Origin of the sequence: Corallococcus sp. CA053C (assembly GCF_003611675.1) — a bacterium.
In the GTDB taxonomy this organism is placed as follows: domain Bacteria; phylum Myxococcota; class Myxococcia; order Myxococcales; family Myxococcaceae; genus Corallococcus.
The window spans coordinates 27981-45532 of record NZ_RAWA01000005.1 but is presented as its reverse complement, the minus strand read 5'-3'; the positions used below and the strand labels follow the sequence as shown (position 1 = coordinate 45532).

Here is a 17552-nt window from a genome sequence, read left to right as displayed (position 1 = left end):
GACCCGTTTCATGCCGCTCTCGCAGAATCGCGTCCTCGTGCAGGGGATGACGCCGCATCCCCACGAACAGCAGGCCATCGAGTTCATCAAGAAGGCCCTCCCGGACTCGGAGCCCTACCGGATTTGGGCCCTCGTGACGCTCGCGGACCCCTCCGGGCGCCGGTATGAAATCGATGCGCTCATTCTCGGCTACCACGCCCTCTACCTGGTCGAGATCAAGAGCCACCCGGCCACGGTGAGCGGGTCCATGGTGGACTGGGTCTTCGAGTTCGCCGGGGGCGGGCGCAGTGTGAAGGAGAACCCTCTTCGGCTCGCCGACCAGAAGGCGCGCGTGCTCGCAAGCCTGCTGGATCGCCGGATGCCGGGCGGGCGTCCCTGGGTGGAGCCCCTCATCTTCCTCGCTCACCCGGACGTGAAGCTCGCGCTTCCGGACGCCGCACGCGCCAACGTCGTCACGCAGGCCACCTTCGCCGAGGCCATCACCCACGCCCGCTTCCCCGGGGTGGATGCCCGCATGGCCTCGCGGAGCATCAACAAGCCCCTGGCCCAGGCCACCGCCAAGGCCCTGCTCGAACTGGGGCTCGCCCCCAGTCGGGGCGCGATGAAGCTGGGTGAACTCCTCATCGGCTCCATCCTCGACGAAGGGCCGGGCTATCAGGACCGGGAGGCGACCCACGAGCGCATGCCCCACCTGCGCCGCAGGGTGCGCACCTATCTGGTGCCCCAATCGGAGACGCGGGAGCGCAGCGAACAACTGCGTCGGGCTGCCGAGCGCGAGGCCAGCCTGCTCACCCTGCTCGGGGACCATCCCCGCATTCTCAAGGTGACGAACTACCACTCCGAGGGGCCCATGGGAGGGCCCTGCGTCGTCTTCGAGCACCTCCCTGACGCGCTCCCCCTCGACACCTTCCTGCGCCAGAATCCGGCACTCTCCTTCGAGGATCGGGTGGCCCTGCTCGAGCAGCTCGGCGAGGCGCTCGACTACTGCCACCGCAAGAAGGTCCTCCACCGCGGGCTGCACCCTGGCTCCGTGCTTGTCCAGCGCCGCGAGGGCGGAGCGCTGGACGTGCGGCTCTACAACTTCCAGCTCGCGCTCAAGGAGGACGGTACGCCGGGCACGCGCCACCTGTCCGCCTTCCAGGGGGATCCGGCCGCGCTCTATCGCGCCCCCGAACTCATCGAGGATCCCAGCAAGGCCTCCACCTCCAGCGACGTCTTCAGCCTCGGCGCCATCGCCTACCATGTGCTGACCGGTCGCGCTCCGGGCTCCACGCTCCAAGAGCGCGACGCGCTGATGCAGCCGGGCTTCCTCTCGGTGGCCGCGGCCCGTGACGACCTCGCGGCGGGCACCAGGAGGCTCGACCCGGAGAAGGAGCAGGCGAAGAGCCTGGATGACGTGGTGCAGTTCGCCACCGACGTCAACCCGGTCCAGCGCGCGGACAGCGCCATCGAGTGGGTCAACCTGCTGCTCGAACAGGTGACGACACCGTCCGTCCCCGAGGTGTCGGGGGTGGACCCGTTGGTGGCCCGGCGCGGGGACAGGCTTGGTTCGGACCTTGAGGTCGTGGAAGTCCTCGGCACCGGCTCCACCTCGCGCGTGCTGCGGGTGTCGCGCGACGGTTCCCACTACGCGCTCAAGGTTCCCCTCTCCCCGGACTATGAGTCACGGCTGCGCGCCGAGGCGGAGGTTCTCGAACGGTTGCGTGGCGAGCGCATCGTGGCGTTGGTGGATCGCCTCAAGCTCTCCGAGCGCACGTGCCTGCTGCTCACGGACGCGGGCAAGACGCTCGGCCAGCTCCTCGCGCAGGAAGGTCCGGTGAGCCTGGACTACGCGGCCCGGTGGGGAGAGGACCTGCTGCTCTCCCTCCAGGCCCTGGAGGAGACGGGCACCCAGCACCGCGACATCAAGCCCGCCAACCTCGGCGTCCTTGAGGGCGCGAGCAAGAAGGCGCGCCACCTGATGCTCTTCGACTTCTCGCTGTCCACCGTCGCCCCGACCGAGGTGACGGCGGGCACCCCCGTGTACCGCGATCCCTTTCTCGTGCGGCGCGGGCGGTGGGACGAGGCCGCGGACCGCTGGAGCGCCGCACTCACGCTGCACGAGATGCTCACTGGCGTGCGCCCGCGCTTCCCGTCTGCGGACATCGCGGCCGTGGTGAGCACGGAGGAGATCAGTCTCTCCGCCGAGCGCTTCGACGCGTCGGTGCGCACGCGCCTGCTGGCCTTCTTCCGCAAGGCGCTCGCGCGCGATGTGGCCGTCCGTCACGACAGCTCGGAGGGCATGCGCAAGGAGTGGATGGCGTGCTTCGCGCACTCCGCGGCTCCCGAGCCTTCCTCCGAGACGGGCCGCACGGTGGAGGACGCGCTGGCGAGCGTGACGCCGGACACCTCCATCGAGGCGCTGCCCCTGTCCTTCAAGGCTCGCAACGCGCTGGACCGCTCCGGCATCATCACCGTGCGCGAGCTGCTGCTCGTCCCGCAGAACCACCTGTCCGCCATGCGCGGCGTGGGGCGCAAGACGACGCTGGAAATCCTTGAGCGGCTCGGCCAGTTGCGGGAGCGGCTGGGGACGGTGGCGGGGGACGGGAGCGCGGAGCCTTGCTTCTTCCCGGGCTACCGGGGGGCGGACGGGGACGTGGGTTTCGTGCCCCGCCTGCCAGAGGCGGCCGCGGCGGCGCTGGACGATGCGGGGCTCGGGCGGCTGGCCCAGGTGGCCTCCGCCTCTCGCGCCCGGGTGGCGAGGCTGTTGGCCCCTCACCCGCACGCGGAGGAGACGGTGCTCGCGTACCTGAGGACCGCTTCCAGGGACGGCGCGAGCGCTGACGCACCCTCCACGGTCGAGGCCTGGCTGGAGGCGCTCCTGCCCAGGCCAAAGGCGCGCGAGGTATTTCCCAGACACGTGCGCATGCTGTTCGGGCTGGAGGCGCCGGAGCAGCCCGTCCCGGACGTGCGGGCACTGGCCGCGCAGCTTGGCATCACTCCCCAGGGCGTCTACCTGTCGCTGGGCAAGGCCCGGGAGCGGTGGACCGCGCATCCGGCACAGGCCGAGCTGCATGCGCGAGTAGGCGCCGCGCTGGAGATGCTCGGAGGCGTGGCCCCGGTGGCGCGGGTCGCGGAGGTGCTGCCTACGTTCCTGCCGCATGATGCCGGGACGAACGAGGGGGCCGCGCGCCGGGCACAGGCCCTGGTGCGGTTGGTGGCCGAGTCCGGTCGGGGGCTCGTGCCGGGGCGGCTCCACGATGCGCCGTGGATCGGCATGTCCCCCGGGCACCTGGACGCGGCGCGTGCGCTGGGGAGCAAGGCGGAGGCGTTGGCGGTGCGCGAGCCCCTGCCCTCGTCCGAAGAGGTGCGTGAAGTGCTTGTTTCCGCGGTGGAGGACACGCCCCTGGCCCGCGTGCCGCCGGAGCGGCTTGTGTCATTGGCGGCCGAGGCCAGCCGCACGGCGGCCCGGAGCGCCCGGCTTGAGCTCTATCCGCGCGGCATGTCCGTGGACCGCGCGCTGGCGCTTTCGGCCGGGGCCCTCGTCAGCGGCATGTCCGCCGAGGCCATCGTCAAGGTGGTGGCCGCCCGGTATCCGGAAGCGGAGCCGTTGCCGGCCCGCCCCGCGCTGGATGCAGCGGTGGAGAAGCTGGGGCTCAACTGGAGTGAGGCGCTTGGCACGTATGTGCGCGCGGGCGCCACGGCGACGCCGACCACCAGCACCCAACAGCTACAGGGGCGCCGCCCTACGACGCACTCCAGCCACCGCCCGAAGAACGACCCGGCGGCCCAGGAGGCGCAGGAGTTCGACGACCGGCTGCGCCTGGCGGCGGAAAAGGGCAGCTTCCGAGTGGTGGAGGTCAGCTCGCCCTACGCGGATGCGGCGGCGGAGGAGCTGGGGCGGCGGCTGAAGGTTCCGCCTCGCTCCCTGGAGCGGGAGCTACTGGAGGGCGCGTTGCAGTTGGCGGAGGAGTTCGGAGTGGAGCTGGAGGTGGTGTACGCAGCGGACCGCGAGGGGCCGAGCGGTCCCCACTGGTCCAACCTCCGGCAGCTCATCCTGGAGAGCGCCGAACGGCTGGGGCAGTCGCTCCGGGAGGAGAAGGGGAAGCGGCTGGTGTTGACCCACCCTGGCATGTTGGCGCGCTATCACCTGGACGGCTTCCTGCGCGGGCTATGGGAGTCGAGTCAGCGCGACGATGGGCCGGCGGTGTTTCTCGTGGTGCCTGCGCATAGCGACGCGGGGCCTGCGAGCATCCATGGCGTGACGGAGTCCCTGGTCATTCCCACCACGTCCGCGGCGCAGCGGATGCAAGTACCGGAGACGTGGCTGGCGAATCTGCATCGCGGAGGTCGGGGGTGAGTCGCCTCGGGTGGGCCATGCTGGCATGGGGGATGTCCGTGCCGCTGGCGGGATGCGCCACGACGGAGCCCCGGGCCGGATCCAACATGGTGGGCCGTGGCGCGCCGGAGCGTTATGACCAGACCGTGGACTCGGCGACGAACGCCTGTCTGCGCAATCCCGCTTGCTATACCCAGACGGGGGATCAGGCCGTCCTTCCCTGGCTGTCACGCGCCGCGGATGCGGCCCGAACGACCGCCATGGTGATGGAGTTCCTGGACGAAGCGGACGTGAAGCGCGTGGAGCAGCTCCTGCTCCAGTGTGCCCGGGATGCGGAGCGCCAGGTCAACGAGGATGAATTGGGAGAAGGCAACCGCCCCACCGCGGAGCAGTGCAATGAGGTGGTGCGGCAGGAGAAGGGCAAGGACGTGACGCGGGCCATGGCGCTTGGGACCAAGAAGCACGCAGTGGCCCTCGACTGCGTCAGGAGCGGACTTGGCGCGAGCCTCCTGCGGAACGTCGTCGTGCAGCCGCGTTACAAGTACGACCCAGCGGCGGGACGCTGGCTGATGCTCGACCCGAAGCAGGTGGCGCGGTGGCTGGAGGACATGGCTTTCGACCTGCTCCTGGGGACGCTGGCTCCAGATATCGTGATTCACGAGTCAGGCAATCCGAACAAGGTTCAGCGCGTCTACGACTACAAGTTTCCGTGCCTGCCCTCCAGAAAGCAGAGTCCTGGCTGGCGGTACTCCTCGCGGGGGAAACCAGACCAGGGTGAGCGATACGAGAAGGCGCTGGGGGGAGAAACGAAGCCGGTCCTCATCACTCCGCAACTTGGACTCCAGTGATGAGTGAGCATTACCCGCGCATCCGCCGCTACAGCCTCTACCCGGAGGGACGTTACCTCTCCATCCGGGAGTGCGTAAGCATCACCTTCTACCTGCGGCGCTCCCACCCGGAGCTGATGCAGGCGGTGATGCATTGCCTTGACGTGTACCAGCGTGCCGTGGAGCCGCAGGTGCTCGGAATGTATGTCGATGAAGAGGGCGAGTGGCGGGATCTGGATGACAAGGGCTGGGAGTTCATCCGGAAGGAGTTGCTGCATCCAGGCGGCGCCAATCTCCACCTCTCCGGAGCGTCGGAGGAACTCTCTGCTTACGAGTTCGCCTATCGTGGCCGCGCGCCCGAGGACGTCGAGGCGGGGGAATCGAGCTTGCTGGTCGTCCGACTGCCCACGGAGTTCCTGGAGGAGCATGGCCCGGGGCGGGTGCGCGAGCTGGCGCTGGAACTGGCGGCGGGACTGCCTTTCGACTCTGGTCATGCTGGCTTGTCTTTTCTCTACCCGGAAGCAGTGCTGGGCATGTCCGAGAGCATTTGCGACGACGCCTTCCGCTACCCGGGGCTGGACATGCCAGACTCGTCCGTTTCCCTGGACATCGGTACCCGCTTGAAGGGGGCGTATTGGCTGACTTTCCTGGGCCAGCGGGTGCTAGGGGAATTGGGAGGCGTGGCGGGTTTGCGTGCCCGGCTGCATTCGCCCGGCACGACCGTCCAGGCGATGGGGGACGAGCGGGTGGTGGTGACATTGGGGGAATGGCCGGAAGCGGGCGACGGCGCGCAGGGCCGCGGGTTGCCCGTGTATTGCGAGCTGGCGCGAGTGCTGGAACCCTGGCTGTACGTGTTTCCCCGTCGCTGGCACGGCTTTACCCGGGAGGACATGCGGCGGTGGGAGCGCCGGTTCCTCGACTGATATGGAAATAAGAACTTCAAGCGAGGCCACGTCCACAGTGCAGCGGATGCACGTGCCGGATGCGTGGCTGTCGGACCTGTATCGAGGAGGTATGGCGTGAGTCGCGGCGGCAAGAAGAAGGGTGGCGAGCGGACGATTACGCCTGAGTTGGCGGCGTTCCTGTCAAAGGTGCTGGTGCCGGATTTGCGCGAGCGGGTGAAGGCCCCTGAGGTACGCCACGCACTTGAGAAACGCTACCTGCACGAGAAGGCCGCCAACCGCACTGCGGAGCACTTCATCGACTGGATGGAGCGGACGGTTGAGCAGGTGGGAGCCGCGTGGGTGCTCTCGTGTCTGTTCATCCGCACACTGGAGGACCGGGAGTTGCTTGGGCAGCGGCGGTTGGCCGGGCCGGGCGCGAAGGACGCGTATGGCCAGTTCATCGAGATTGCGCCCGCGCTGACCGCGCGTGACTACCTGCTGCTCGTGTTCCGGGAGGTGGCCGCACTCCCGGCGGCCGAGGACGTGCTCGGGCTCCGGCACAACCCTGCGTGGCGACTCTCCCCGTCACATGAGGCGGCGCGCAAGCTCCTCGACTTCTTCCAGGAGGAGGACGCGAGCGGGACGCTGACATGGACCTTCTCCGGCACAGATACGCGCTTCCTCGGAGACATCTATCAGGACCTCTCGGAGGAGGTGCGCAAGCGCTACGCGCTCCTTCAGACGCCACACTTCGTGGAGAAGTTCATTCTGGACCTCACGCTCGATCCGGCCATTGAGGAGTTCGGTCTGGAGGAGGTGCGGCTCATCGACCCGACTTGTGGATCGGGCCACTTCCTCCTCGGGGCGTTCGAGAGGCTCTTCGAGAAGCGGCGGTTGAATGCGCCGAGCCTGGACGTCAAGGAACACGCGAGGGCCGCGCTCGCACAGGTGTATGGCGTGGACCTCAACCCATATGCTGTGGCAATTGCTCGCTTCCGCCTTGCCTTGGCGTTCTTGGAGAAGGCGGTAATTAGAAAGCTCGCCCATGCGCCTCGACTCTCGCTCAACTTGGTAGTGGCTGACTCGCTACTCTATGGGGGACGTCATCAAACGAAGTTGTCGGATTTGGATGAGGACCGTGCTCGCTGGGGAGACGAGTTGTTCGATTTAGAGGACCCAATTGCCGCACGACGCTTGTTTGGGAGGCGGTTCCATGCGGTTGTTGGAAACCCTCCCTATATTACATGTAAGGACGAGGCTCTCCGGGATGCATACCGAGAGCGTTATGATTCATGTTATCGGAACTATGCGCTTGCTGCGCCTTTTGCTGAGCGGTTCTTTGAGCTTGCGGTCGAGCAGGGTTTCGTGGGGATGATTAATGCCAATAGCTTCATGAAACGTGAGTTTGGACGGCGGCTTGTTGAGGATGTGCTGCGAAATTTGGATCTCTCTCGTGTAATTGATACGTCGGGAGCCTTCATTCCTGGCCACGGGACCCCTACGGTACTGCTCTTTGGGCGCAATCGAGTGCCAGTGGCTGACTCTGTTGCCGCAGTTCTCGGCAAGCGCGGAGAGCCCATCACTCCCGAGAATCCCGAAGCTGGATTGGTTTGGTCCTCAATCGTGGAGAACTATGACTTGAGTGGATTCGAGAATGATTTCATCTCTGTTGCTCCGGTGGGTAGGCTTGTGCTTTCAAGGCACCCGTGGGCTTTAGGCGGAGGCGGTACTTCTGCGCTGAAAGAAATTCTTGAATCTGGCGCAGGCAAGACGCTTGAGGACGTCGTTGAGGCTATCGGTCGGACTACTGTCTGCGGTGAGGATGAGGTTTGGATTGCGCCCAGGGGGACGTGCAGGCGGAACACGGCGAGTGAGTGTGTTGTTCCCCTTGTGGTGGGGGAGAATGTTCGTGATTGGTGGATAGATGAATCATTAGAGGTGATTTATCCATACGACAAGCTAGGAGGCGTGTCTGTTGTGGAGAGTCATCCGGTCGTTCGGTTTCATCTTTGGGTGTACAGGTCTCTGCTTGAAAATAGAACAGTCTTCGGAAAGACGCTTCGTCAAAAAGGGCAGAATTGGTACGGGCATTTAGAGCACTATGTGGAGAAACTGCGTACTCCGGTCTCTGTAGCTTTTGCTTTTGTTTCTACTCACAATCATTTTGTTCTGTCTCGTGGCGGCAGGCTGTTTAAGCAGACTGCGCCCATTGTCAAGTTGCCGGAAGGAGCCACGGAGGAGGAACACCTTGCGCTGCTGGGTTACCTCAATAGTTCCATAGCTGGCTTTTTTTACCGGCAAGTTGGCCATAGCAAGGGGGCGCAGGGGGTTAACGAGGGGCATAAGTCTGAGATTTGGGAGCAGTTTTTGGAATACAGCGGGGCCTTGGTTGGATCGATTCCCTTGCCTGTGCTCCCTCCCATGGTCGCCGCTCTGGCCGCAAGGATCGATGAACTTGCGCAAAAGCGGGAAGGCTTCATGCCCTCTCTATTTCTTCGCAATGGGTGGTCTGCGGGGAGTTTGGGGCAGGGCCTGATTGAGGCGAACCGTCAAGCTCAGGCGTGCTTGTCTGAGATGGTGGGAACTCAGGAGGAAATCGACTGGTTGATTTATGAGCAATTTGATATCCTCTCGTTGGCCGAGCGTGAGATGTTGGGTGTCGCTCGAGCGCAGGATGGGTTTGTGGCGGGGGAGGGATTGTTGCGATTTGCTGTTCCTCCGGGATGCAGGCCTTTTGAGTTTGAACTGAAGCGGCTGGCTGTGTCCACTGCTTGGTTTGAGAGAAATGGATATGCGCTTCCGCCTGCGGATGAGAAGTCTCTTCCTGGGCCGCCTCGGTTGGTTGCTGCGAGACTCGGGGTTCTGAGAGAGAATTCCAATGTCCGCCTCTTGGAGGCGCCAGAGTACAAGCGGCGGTGGACATTGCGAAATTTCGATGAAGAGACACGGGAAGCATTGATGGTTTTGCTCCTGGATGCCGTGGAGTTGGTTGTTAAGGAGCAGGCGGCGGCAATGCCGCTCTCCAGGCTTACTTCAGAAGTCCTTGCGCATCCGAAGTGGAGTGAGGTGATTCAGTTCTTGTGCGCTCCTGGTGAGAATATCGAGGAGGTGTTGCGGGGGATGGTTATCGGTGAGTCGGTTCCATTTCTCAGTGTGTACCGATTCACGCAGTCGGGTCTTCAGAAGCGGATGCGCTGGGAGGCGAGATGGGAACTCCAGCGGAAAGAAGATCATGGGGAGCGGGTTGAGAGCGGCGTTCCTCCCAAATATGATTCGAAGGATTTCAGGAGTCAGGCGTTTTGGCGCCTCCGCGGTAAGCTCGATGTGCCAAAGGAGCGCTTCGTCTCATACCCTCAGTTGGAAAGAGAGGAGGGTCGGGATGTCCTGTTGGGCTGGGCTGGCTGGAATCATTTGCAAAAGGCCAATGCGCTCGCCACGCTTTACCAAGAGAGGAAAACCCAGGATGCATGGGAGGGCGAAAGCTTGGTGCCTTTGCTCTCCGGGCTCTTGGAGTTGGTCCCCTGGCTCCAGCAGTGGCACAACGAGCCCAACCCAGATTTCAACGGAGAGCGGCTGGGGGACTACTACTCGCAGTTCGTCACGGAGGAGGCGCGCTCGCTCGGGCTGACCCTCGACGACCTTCGGAACTGGCGTCCCGTCAAGGCCCCCGCGAAGAAGCGCGCTCCCAAGAAGAAGAAAGTCCAGGCCTCTGATACTGAGGGCGCAGCATGAGCCTTCGCGAGATTTTGGACCTCCCCCAGGAGGTCAAGAAGAGCGACTTCGTCGTCCGCCTCACCGAGGGTGTCGCCCATGGCGAAGCCCTCCTGCGGAACACCGCCATCACGCCGGACCTCAAGGGGGCGTTCGACCGAGCCCTCACGCTGGTGGGCGCCGCGTTGCGCGACAAGCAGAGCGTCGCCTCCTATGTCCACGGGAGCTTTGGCTCCGGCAAGAGCCACTTCCTCGCGCTCCTCAGCCTCCTGCTGGCCAATGACGCGAGCGCCTGGTCCGAGCGCGAACTGCACGAGCTGCTCGCAAAACATGAGTGGGTGAAGTCGGCGAAGCTCCTCCGCCTCCACTTCCACATGGTGGGCGCCAATAGCACCGAGGAGAAGGTCTTCTCCGAGTACCTCTCCCACATCCGAGAGCTGCACCCGGACGCGCCCATTCCTCCGCTCTTCGAGGACGCCGCCCTCTTCGACAACGCCGTGGAGCTCCAGCGCACGCTCGGGGACGCGGCGTTCTTTTCCAGGCTCAATGCCCACCAGCCCGCCGCCAAGGGTTGGGGCAAGCTCGCGGCGGCCAGCGCGTGGGATGCCGCCTCCTTCGACGCCGCGAGGAACAGTGGCGATCCGGACGTGCGTGCCCGGTTGTTCTCCTCGCTCGTCCAGACGCACTTCCCCGCCTTCGCGCAGAACTCACGCGGCTTCATCTCGTTCGACCGCGGCCTGGGTATCGTCACCCGCCACGCGGCGAGCCTCGGCTACGACGGAATCGTTCTCTTCCTGGACGAACTCATCCTCTGGTTGGCCAGCCGCGCCACGGACCGGACGTTCCTCAGCAATGAAATCCAGAAGCTCGCCAAGTTGGTGGAGGCCCAGGATGAGCGGCGCCCCATCCCACTGGTGAGCTTCCTCGCCCGCCAGCGTGACATCCGCGAGATGGTGGGGGACCAGTACGCCGGCCATGAGGCGCAGAACCTCGATGACTCGCTGAAGTGGTGGGAGGGGCGCTTCAACACCATCCGCCTAGAGGACCGGAACCTTCCCAGCATCGTGGAGAAGCGCGTCGTGCGCGCGAAGGACGCGTCGGCGAAGAGGCAGCTCGACGAGGCCTTCATCCAGATGCGCCGGAGCCTCGGGTCCGCCTGGGGAACGCTGCTCGGGGACGTGGCCGACGAGAAGTCCTTCCGGCAGGTCTACCCCTTCAGCCCCGCGCTCATCGAGGCGGTGGTGGCGCTCTCAGCCTGCCTCCAACGTGAACGCACCGCCCTCAAGGTGCTGGTCGAACTGCTCGTGGATCACCTCCCGGACTTCGAACTGGGCAAGGTCGTCCCGGTGGGCGACCTGTTCGACGCGCTCGCCGGTGGCGAGGAGCCCATGGACGGCGTCATGCGCGAGCGCTTCGCCGCCGCGCGCCGGCTCTACACCTCCGAGCTGCTTCCGGTTCTCCAGGCGCAGAACGGCACGGGCACCAAGGAGCGCTGCCAGCGGCTTCGCGAGGACTGGCCCGTGTCGCTCGGCTGCTCCGGCTGCAAGGAGGCCCGCTGCCGGACGGACAACCGCTTGGCGAAGACCCTCCTACTGGGGGCGCTCGTCCCCAACTCCAAGGTCTTCAAGAACCTCACCGTGTCGCGGCTGGTGCAGCTCAATCACGGCACGCTGCGCTCGCCCATTCCGGGCACCGAGGCCACGCAGGCCGCAGGCCGGCTGCGCGCCTGGGCGTCTGAGGTGGGCAAGCTGCGCGTTGGAGATCAGCCGGACCCGACCGTCGCTGTCGTCCTGGAGGGCGTGGACCTCAAGCCGATCCTGGCCGCTGCCAGCGCGTATGACTCGGACGGCGCCCGCCGTAAGAAGATCCAGGAGGTGCTCTTCACCGCCATGGACCTGGAGGCCAGCGCGCCCACCGTGAACCACGACGTGGAGTGGCGTGGCACCCGGCGCACCGGCAGCATCCACTACGGCAACGTGCGCGAGATGGACGACACCCTCCTGCGCCACCGCGAGGATGAGGACTTCCGCGTCGTCATCGACTATCCGTTCGACAAGTCGGGCCACAGCCCCGTGGAGGACGCGACGCGACTGGAGCGCTTCCTGCTAGAGGGCGGCGACAGCCGGTCAGTGGTGTGGCTGCCCAGCTTCTTCTCCGAGAAGGTCCAGCGCGACCTGAGCGACCTGGTCATCATTGACGGCATCGTCCAGGGCGACTTCAAGCGCCACGTCGAGAACCTCCGCCCGGACGACCAGCTCCGTGCGCGGGCCGAGCTGGAGAGCCTCGGCAGCCAGAAGCGTCAGCGTGTCATGCGGGTGCTCCAGGCTGCGTACGGCCTCACCAGCGCTGGAGACGGGGAACTGGACAGCGCGCGGATGATTGACAGGCACTTCTTCGTGCTTGGCCGGGGCCTGCAGATCCGCGGGCTGGTGTCCGCGTCGCTGGGCGATGCACTCCGCTCGGCGGTGCATGAATTGCTCGACCAACGCTATCCGCGCCACCCCCGGCTGACGGAGAAGGCGACGCGGGCGCGGCTGGAGAAGAACCTCCGCCTCTTCGAGCGCATCTGCGAGGCGGACGGGCAGCGGCTGCCGTTCGAACGGGCGGAGCTCAAGGAACTGGAGCTGGCCCACGAGCTGGGCATCGTGTCCGTGCACGAGGCGAGCGCGGCGCTGCGCACCCAGCGCTTCCAGGACCTGGAGCAGGAGCTGCACAAGGAAGGCATCCAGTCGCCCACGGTGGCGCGGGTGAAGCGGCTGCTGGACCCCAAGGACGCCATGGGGCTGACGGACGAGGTGGCCGACTTCCTCGTGCTCGCCTGGGCCCTGGTGTCCGGACGGGAGCTGCTGCGCGGAGGAAATCCGGTGCGCGAGCCCACCGCGGGCAAGCTGCCGGAGGACGCAGAACTGGTGAAGCCCCCCATGCCGGATCCGGTCCGGTGGCAGCGTGCGCTGGAGCTGTCCGCGGGCCTCTTCGGCATCAGCCTGGGCGGCAAGGCGCTCCACGCGCGCAACCTGCGCCAGCTCCACGAGTCCCTGGAGAAGAATCGCAAGGAAGCGCAGGCAGCACGGGCCCACGAGGTGGAGCAACTCCTCGTGCAGCGAGGCCTCAGCGGGGATGTGCCACGGGTGGCGACCGCGCGGGCCGTGTGCGAGTTGCTGGAGCGGCTGTCTGCCTCTGGCCCCGTGGCGCAGGTGGAATCACTGGCCGGGCTGGATCCGCGCACCAGCTCCACCGCCATGGCTCGCCATCTGGTGCAGGCCCGGCAGGTGGCGGACTGCCTGGACGATGACCTCGTCTTCAACAACTTCCGTCTGCTGGAGGGGCGGTCCGAACCGGAGGCCCAGGCCCTGCTCGCCGAGCTGCGCCGCGTGTGTGAAGCGGATCAGCTTCACGAGGATCTGTCCGTCCGGGTGCGCCGCCTGTCTTCGGAGGCCCAGTCCCTCGTCCAGCAGTCGGTGCGCAAGCAGCGCGACCCCCGTGAGCAGGCTCCTCCCGCGCCGGGTATCGAGGTCGTGGGGGAGGGCAGTGTGCAGGAGGTTTCGCGGGTGGAGGCGGAGCTGGCGCGAATCTGTGAGGCGCTCCAGCGCGCGGGCCCCGGCGTGGAGGTGTCCCTCCAGTGGCGCGTGACGAGGGTGAAGTCGTGAGCGAAGCGCCGTACCTGTCCCTCCGGGACCTCGAAGAGGAGGTCGGCGCCATCCATCGGACGCGGCACCGCTCGCCCAACGTCGCGCTGTACGGGCGGGGAGAGCCGGCTTCGTTGATCGCGACGATGGAGGGAAGCAGCAGGTCCTTCCAGGCCGTTCCCGTGCGGTGCGAGCTGGAGCTGCGGCAGGCCCTGCAGCAGGCGGGGGACACCCCCGTGGTGCTGCTGGTGGACTATGGGACGGACCTGCCGTTGGACGTGGAGGCGCGTCTGGCGGGGGGCCGCATCCACTTCGTGGCGGACGCGCGGCGGGTGGCACGGCTCTTCGGTGCGAGTGCCGCCTCTGCGGAACTCCTGGACAGTCCCCTGGCCAAGGCGCTGCTGGAGGACCTGTCGGTGCAGGCAGGGCCGCTGCCGGGGGCCACGGTGGATCTGGAAACCGCCTGGCGGTGGTTCCTCCATCGGCGTGTGGCCCTGCCCAACGAGCCCGGGCTCTCCGAGGATCGCATCCTCGCCTTCTGCGCCACGTCTCCGGCAGGCCCTGAATTTGGACGCTACCTGCAAGAGCGTCCCCGCCTGCGTCAGGCGCTTTACGACTACCTGGACAGGGCCTCGGGGCCCGTGGCGCGGATCACCTGGCGGGCCTGGGAGGCCGGGCAGGGACGCAAGCTGGCCGCCCTCACCCTGCTGCTGGAGGCCGCTGCGCCGGCGCTGGCGAATGACCCCAACCTCAAGGCCCGCATGGTGGGAGTGCTTGCGCAGGTGGATCCGAGCCTGCAGGACGCTCCCCTCAAGGATCCGGCGCTCCTGCTGCGGTGGGGAGAGCTGGCGGATCGGCTCGTGCTCCGGCTCACCGACGAGCTGTTGTCCCCGCTCCTGGAGGAGGCCCAGTCGCTCCTTCCGGCGGAGGATGCGCGTGACGCGCTCGCGGACGGGCGCTACCTGCCGGGTGCATTCCAGCGGACGGCGGACCTTCTCGGCGAGGCCCTCGTGCGAGCGACGGAGCATGGGTCCGAGACTCATTTCCGGGCGGCCTCCGACCTGTTGGTGCGGCTTACTCGGCATCACCTGGCGCGGCGTCAGACGGAGCGCATCGAGCGGGCACGGATGGCCATGCGGCTGCTTGCGTACCGCCGGGAGCGACCGGACATCGAGGAGCTGTCGCGCCATGGCTCGTCCTACGAGGAAATGGTCCTCCTGGCGGAGGAGTATTCCCGGGAGGGGGGCTACGTGGACTACGCCCTCCGGCTCGCAAGGGGGAGCGCCTCGGATGCACTGGGGCGGGGTGTTGAGAAGGTGGTGGCCGCCATCGAGACCCTGCGTGACGGGGATGATGCACGCTTCGCGCGAGGGCTCGCGGCCTGGATGCGCGCGGGGCGCAAGTCGGACCGGGTGGTGCCCATCGACACGGCACTGGACCGCTTCGCCTTGCAGTTCTTGAACGGGGGGGCTCACCGGAAGCTGTTGGTGCTGCTGCTCGACGGAATGGCGTGGGCCAACGCGGTGGAACTGCTGATGGACCTGGAAGCGCACCAGGTGGCACCGGTGCGCTGGAGGCCCAAGGGAGCGGGTGCCACCCGGGCGTTGCTCCCGCCCATGCTCGCGGCACTCCCCACCGTGACGGAAGTCAGCCGCTCGGCGTTCTTCTCCGGGAGGCTGATGGCTCCGGGAGCGCAGTTGGATACCGGGAAGGATCCGGACCGCTTCGCCGAGCACCGGGGATTGAGCGGGCTCATCGGAGTGCTGCCACGCCTGCTCCTTCGCCACGACGTCCAGTCGCTGAATGGTGCGGCATCCGAGCAGGCGCGGAAGCTGGTGCTGTCGGAGGATCGCGTGGTGGCCCTGGTGGTCAACGCCATCGACGAGCAGCTCAAGGGAGGCCGCCAGATTCGCGTGGAGTACAAGCTCCAGACCATCAAGCCGCTGCGAGATCTGCTCGACGCCGCCGCGCTGGCCGGACGCGCAGTGCTGATGGTTGCCGACCATGGGCACGTGCCGGGCTCCCGCATGTCGCGGCTCGCCGTTCCCGTCGAGGCGGGTGGGGCGCGCTGGCGTATCCTGGCGGAGGAGGAGGCCGCGCATCCGAACGAGGTGGTGTTCTCCGAGGATGAGGTCTGGCGCCCTCGGGGAAAGAAGCGGGTGGGGCTGCTCTTCCGGGAGTCGGACAGCTACGGCGCCATGTCCCATGAAGGGGAGCATGGAGGCGCATCCCTGGCCGAAGTCGTTGCCCCTGCACTCCTGGTGGCCTCCGAATCGCTGTCGCGCAAGTACGAGGCCGAGGGCTACGAGGATCGCGAGGTGGAGGTCGTGTCCTTCCCCCGCCCGGGCTGGTGGGACTACGAAGTGCGACCCGTCCAGCGTCCGCTCCATGCGTCTCCCCCCGTGCCGATGTCGCCTCCTACCGTATTGAACCAGGAGGCCTTCTCCTTCCAGGTGCTGCCGGTGCCCGGGCCACGCGCGTACGAGCCTCTGGCTTCCCGTCCGCAATCACAGCGCGCGCCGGCCAAGCAGAAGGCAGCTTCCTCCCCAATGGGCGCCTTGCTGCGCAAGTCGCCGCTGCTCAAGGACGTGGCGGGGAAGAAGCGCGACGAGCTGGAGAACAAGATCATCCCGTGGGTCGAGGTGCTGGTGGAGCACGAGGGACGCATGCCCCCGGATGTGTTCGCGCAGCGCACGGGCGAGCTGCCATTCCGTGTGCGGGGTGCCGTGACGAAGCTCGCGGAGTGGCTCAACCTGGACGGACAACCCGTGGCCTTCTTCGATGAAACGGAGAAGGTGGTCCGTCTGGATGTCGAGGCCTTGAAGCAGATGTTCGGGGGAAGCAAGTGAGCGAACTCACCTTGGTCCGGCGCCGGGAGATTGTCTCGGCGCTGCGCAATGGCACGGTGCCCCGGCGCGGCATCGAGACGCTGGCGGTAGGCCTGGACCGGTACATGGCCGCCATCGACGAGGAACTCAACCGGGCCGCGCTCGGCCATGGCGTGTTCAAGGCCGTGCGAGGTGACTACGGCACGGGCAAGACATTCTTTGCCCGGTGGGTCCAGCACCGCGCCCAGGCTGCCGGTTTCGCCACCGCCGAGGTGCAGATCTCCGAGACGGAGACGCCACTGCATCGCATGGAGACGGTGTACCGCCGGGCGCTGGAATCACTGCGGACCCGCGAGTGGGAGGAGGGGGCCTTCCGCGCGCTGGTGGACCGTTGGTTCTATGCCTTGGAGGAGGAGGTGCTCGGCCGCCCGGGGTTCCCGGCGGAGGACGCCTCCGCCGTCGCGACCGCCGTGGGCGAGCTGCTCGAACAGCGCCTGAGCAAGGTGAGCGCCACCCAACCGCAGTTCGCCGCCGCCCTCCGTGCCTGCCACCGGGCAAGGGTTGAAGGAGATGCCGCGGTGGCGGAGGGGCTGCTGGCCTGGCTCATGGGGCAGCCCAACGTCAGCGCGGACATCAAGCGCAAGGCTGGGTTGAAGGGGGAGATCGATCACTTCGGCGCTGGCGGCTTCCTCCGGGGCCTGTTGTCCATGCTTCAGCAGACCGGGCGCCGGGGCTTGTTCCTCGTGTTGGATGAGGTGGAGACCATCCAGCGCATGCGCGCGGACGTGCGTGAGAAGAGCCTCAATGCCATGCGGCAGTTGCTCGATGAGGTCGACAGTGGCCGCTACCCGGGCCTGTATCTGTTGGTCACGGGCACGCCTGCCTTCTTCGAAGGGCCGCAGGGCGCCCGGCGACTGCCCCCGCTGGAGCAGCGGCTGCATGTGGACTTCGCGTCGGATCCTCGTTTCGACTCCAGTCGGGCGGTGCAGATCCGCCTTCTGCCTTTTGATGAGGCACGCTTGGTGGAGGTGGGAAAGCGCATCCGCGACCTGTACCCCACGGCGTCGCCGGCCAAGGTCGCCGAGCGAGTCCCGGATGCACTCATTGGCGCGCTGGCCCGGAAGATCGCGGGGAAGCTCGGTGGCAAGGTGGGGATTGCGCCTCGGCTCTTCCTCAAGAAGCTGGTGGGCGACGTGCTCGACAGGGTCGAAGAACATCCAGACTTCGATCCGGCGGCGCACTACGAACTGCACCTCGCCGCGAACGAGATGAGCGCGGATGAGCGGGCGGCCGCTGGCATCGAGCGAAGCGCTGATGACATCGCGCTCGATCTGGACACCTCAGGGACGGAGTAGGGT

Annotated in this window: 7 protein-coding genes; all 7 read left to right on the top strand. The window is 66.6% G+C overall.

The window, feature by feature from the left end; all coding sequences use genetic code 11:
• Positions 1-10 precede the first annotated feature (10 nt).
• On the top strand, positions 11-4339 hold the full coding sequence (pglW, locus tag D7V97_RS01545; RefSeq protein WP_120608790.1) for a BREX system serine/threonine kinase PglW: 4329 nt from the start codon (positions 11-13) through the stop codon (positions 4337-4339).
• Positions 4336-5166: a hypothetical protein gene (locus tag D7V97_RS01540; protein WP_147444644.1), complete on the top strand. Its 831-nt coding sequence runs from the start codon at positions 4336-4338 to the stop codon at positions 5164-5166. Before pglW ends, D7V97_RS01540 begins: the two co-directional genes overlap by 4 nt.
• A complete protein-coding gene (locus D7V97_RS01535; protein ID WP_120608822.1) occupies positions 5166-6068 on the top strand; it encodes a type VI immunity family protein in 903 nt (300 codons plus the stop codon). The genes D7V97_RS01540 and D7V97_RS01535 overlap by 1 nt, the downstream gene beginning before the upstream one ends.
• Positions 6069-6164: 96 nt before the next feature.
• Complete coding sequence (gene pglX / locus D7V97_RS01530) at positions 6165-9761, top strand: BREX-2 system adenine-specific DNA-methyltransferase PglX (RefSeq protein ID WP_158623242.1); 3597 nt, start codon at positions 6165-6167, stop codon at positions 9759-9761.
• Positions 9758-13387, top strand: coding sequence for a hypothetical protein (locus tag D7V97_RS01525; RefSeq protein ID WP_147444643.1), 3630 nt, complete (start codon positions 9758-9760; stop codon positions 13385-13387). Before pglX ends, D7V97_RS01525 begins: the two co-directional genes overlap by 4 nt.
• Positions 13384-16215, top strand: coding sequence for a BREX-2 system phosphatase PglZ (gene pglZ / locus D7V97_RS01520; protein ID WP_158623241.1), 2832 nt, complete (start codon positions 13384-13386; stop codon positions 16213-16215). The genes D7V97_RS01525 and pglZ overlap by 4 nt, the downstream gene beginning before the upstream one ends.
• Positions 16212-17549 carry a BREX system ATP-binding protein BrxD gene (gene brxD / locus D7V97_RS01515; protein WP_120608785.1) on the top strand — a complete coding sequence of 446 codons (1338 nt, stop codon included), beginning with the start codon at positions 16212-16214 and terminating at the stop codon, positions 17547-17549. The genes pglZ and brxD overlap by 4 nt, the downstream gene beginning before the upstream one ends.
• Positions 17550-17552 lie beyond the last annotated feature (3 nt).

Coding starts and splice junctions, on each gene's coding strand:
- pglW (WP_120608790.1), top strand. CDS start 11: ATGCCGCTCTCGCAGAATCGCGTCCTCGTGCAGGGGATGACGCCGCAT.
- D7V97_RS01535 (WP_120608822.1), top strand. CDS start 5,166: ATGAGTGAGCATTACCCGCGCATCCGCCGCTACAGCCTCTACCCGGAG.
- D7V97_RS01525 (WP_147444643.1), top strand. CDS start 9,758: ATGAGCCTTCGCGAGATTTTGGACCTCCCCCAGGAGGTCAAGAAGAGC.